Annotated in this window: 4 protein-coding genes; all 4 read right to left on the bottom strand. The window is 40.6% G+C overall.

Going from position 1 to position 3,113, the window contains the following annotated elements; all coding sequences use genetic code 11:
* On the bottom strand, positions 1-442 hold a 442-nt coding region (locus tag HWQ37_RS01070), incomplete at its 3' end, for an acyltransferase family protein (protein ID WP_292742766.1).
* 350 nt (positions 443-792) lie between these two features.
* Entirely contained in the window at positions 793-1,254 is a 462-nt protein-coding gene (locus tag HWQ37_RS01075) for a rhodanese-like domain-containing protein (RefSeq protein ID WP_292742768.1), read from the bottom strand.
* Between the two features lie 241 nt (positions 1,255-1,495).
* Entirely contained in the window at positions 1,496-2,518 is a 1,023-nt protein-coding gene (locus tag HWQ37_RS01080) for a spore photoproduct lyase family protein (RefSeq protein WP_292742772.1), read from the bottom strand.
* Positions 2,519-2,621: 103 nt separating this feature from the next.
* A complete protein-coding gene (locus HWQ37_RS01085; protein ID WP_292742770.1) occupies positions 2,622-2,978 on the bottom strand; it encodes a hypothetical protein in 357 nt (118 codons plus the stop codon).
* Positions 2,979-3,113 lie beyond the last annotated feature (135 nt).

A 3,113-nucleotide genomic window follows, 5' to 3' on the forward strand; every position in this document is an offset into this window, starting at 1 on the left:
TACCTTGAGGACGAATCCCGTTAAAAAACTGTGGGTAAAACTGTAAATAGGAACCGATATCTGTGTGATGAGTAAGAAGTTTGTAATAGACTTGAGGAGGAACTAACACCAGGGTGCCAAATATGAAGGGGATCAATAGTCGTCTAAAACGCTCATTCACATATTCCATTGGTGTTCGCAACTGGAGAGAAAACCAAGAGGCAGCCCCGGAAATTAAAAAAAACAATGGCATGTGCCACTGATGAACAAAAAAAATAAACCATCCAAGGACAGGGCTTGGTAAGTCATTTTTAATATAAAAATCGCCTAATTCGCCTTGGTAAAAAACTGCGGCAGCATGAAAATAAATCAGCAATAGCACCGCCAATACTCTTAACCAATCCAGGTCATAGTGTCTTTCTTGCTGATTATTTATTATGTATAAATCAGATTTTAAATTCATTTATTTGCCTTGGTTATAAAACACCAGGACACAACGGGAGCAGAGTTAAAAACTCTCTGAAACTCTTATTAAGTCTCTGCGAGACGCTGCGCGAACGTGTCCTTTGCGTCTTCTCCACGAGACGCGTTCGCGCAGCGTCTCGTCAGAGAAGCGCGAACGTGGTTCGTTTTTTCATAATTTTGCGTAAGTCCTAATCATATTAAATACAAAAAATAGAGATTGTGGGAAAACGATAAAATTCAACTTTAACAAAGTTTAGAGGTTTAATTCCCCTGCCTCCACAGGCAGCACGTTTTGATGCCTCAGCTAAATCCCTGTCACTTTCACGTAATTGCGAATTGCGAATTGTTTTAATCCTCCAGAGCATGGTAACGAGCTTTTAGCAGTTTTCCCCAGATTGCATTGTAAGGATGTACAACCTGTGTAGGTTGATTGTGTCTAAAAATGAGCCTTCCTTCATTTGCCCACTGAAAAATCCCACCGCTCAAGTTATAAATGCACTTCATCCCAGTTTCATTAAGCTGCTGGACTAATTTGGCGCTACGGTAGCCAACGGAACAGTACACGACAATTGGGTTGTCTTTTGGCACTGTAGAAAGTACTGATAAATCAGGTATAAGAGGATCTATCTGTGTTGCTATTTCGATATGGCTCACCGCATATTCTGTCTGACTTCGTGCATCTAGCACTAATGGCCGCGGCTTTCCAGAATCTAATAGCAATTGAGCGAATTCCTTGCTTGTAATTTCCTCAACATTAGGAAACTTCAATCTAATCAGAAGTTTAAGAAACTTAAACGTAAGTGATTGCACTTGTAAAAGTATGCTTTCGTTTTTATAGATAGTTTTAAGTTTGATTGGATCACGAGTATGATTTAAAAGACTTTTAAAGCTCTATGAGCTATTAGTTATCGAAAATAAATTTAAATATGGATTTGACAAACAGTTACCCACAGCTATTACAGATTCATAGACAATTGTAAAAAGTTGCATTGATTTCAAAGAGGGATTTACCTCTCCCCATAATGTAACTGTATTTGAGCAAAATAGTTTGCTAAGTCCAATAAAGAATTCCCGCATTTGAAAAGCGCCTACTAATCTCCGTCTCAAAAAAGCAACGCAACGCCTTCATTGTGTCCTTGTCGTAAACGTACTTCGTTCCGCCAAACTTATTACGCTTGACACTGCGTTTTGCCTCATCCATCTCTAATTTTGATTGCGGATACCAAGTTCGTAAAACTTCTTTTGACCCAGGTGTGAACCGATGCGAGATTAGTTCAAAAGTAAGGTTACACTCAAAATCCAGTGCCTCGTTTATCTGGTCAAACAAAGAACTATAGTGCATCTGCCAATCGTCTATCGGCATAATTGGCGCAATAACTAAGCCTACTGGATAACCACCACCGCCACGCTCTAATGGTAGCGCTAACTGTCGCAATGCATTCAGTCTGGATGTTACAGATGCTGCGCCACCTTCAAACTTGCCAGAAATCGGCGCTGCATTAACACTCATCCGACAACGGGTATGCCCATTGTGTGGTAGGTCAAGTAACCCATCCACGACATCAAATTTCGATACCCAACGTAAATGTGCATTACTACGAGTGCCAAAGTAACGAATACATTCAGCAAGGCTTCCAGTTAGATGCTCAATACCCAATGGGTCTGTGTAACAGCTAACTTCAAAACTCGTGTTTTGACTTTGTTGCTCGTAGTTAGCTAAGTTCTCTAATATCTGCGGTAAGTTAGCAAAAACGCGGATGACAGGTGGTCCCGACAAACTACCAGCTAAGTAGCAGTATTGACAATGAGCCGGACAACCTTCAGCAATGTGAAACTGCCAATCCGCAGAAGGTGGAATGGGACTCAGTTTAAAAGAACTGGGTGGTGCAGTAACCACTGCTAAGGTACGCTTGGCGATGTTGTAAGTATCCCGCTCAGACTCACCACGCAGTCCCTTGAGACGATTCTGTGATAATTCTTCGATTGGTAAGTTAAGTGACTCTATACGTGCAAGAATCTGCTGCCCCCAAACCTCATTTAAGGCAGCAGGTGTAAACAGTACCTGTTCCGGTATCCACAATCTTGGCGATATAACTTGTGTATCTGATACTGAAACTTGGTTTGTAATTGTATTCAGCAATATCTTTCTCCGTTATTTAGTTTGCTGATTTCTGCAATTAATGTTCAAGGATTTGCTTAATTCGTCGCTCTAACAGGTCAAGATCCAAACTGCCTTCATCACGGTTAATTCTACGCACAGTCGAATTAACATTACCTAAATTTACCAATAAATCTTGAAGAATTTCTTGCTGCTGCCGTGCTTGGGTAACTTCGCGTGGCTCCTGTACTAAATCACGTACAATGGTATCTTCAGCACGAGAGGCGATAATTGGATCGCTTTGCCCTTGAATGTGAACAAAGGTTCGTCGCCCAGGACCTCGTTCTTCTTCTATTGGTATAACTGCCGTTACTTGGTCAGAACGCACATATTTTCCAAATCCTAAATGGACTAGCTCTGATGAGAGTATTTTCATATAGTTGAAGCCTAATTTTTAAATCTTACTTATATTATAAAATCTCCAAAAGTGACTTAAAGCCATAGACCATAGGGGTTATACCCAATTGAAAGTAGTAGTTATATCAATACTTGTCGGGTTTTTGGGAAAAGG

The sequence above is a fragment of the Nostoc sp. NMS4 genome, assembly GCF_017115095.1.
In the GTDB taxonomy this organism is placed as follows: Bacteria; Cyanobacteriota; Cyanobacteriia; order Cyanobacteriales; family Nostocaceae; genus Nostoc.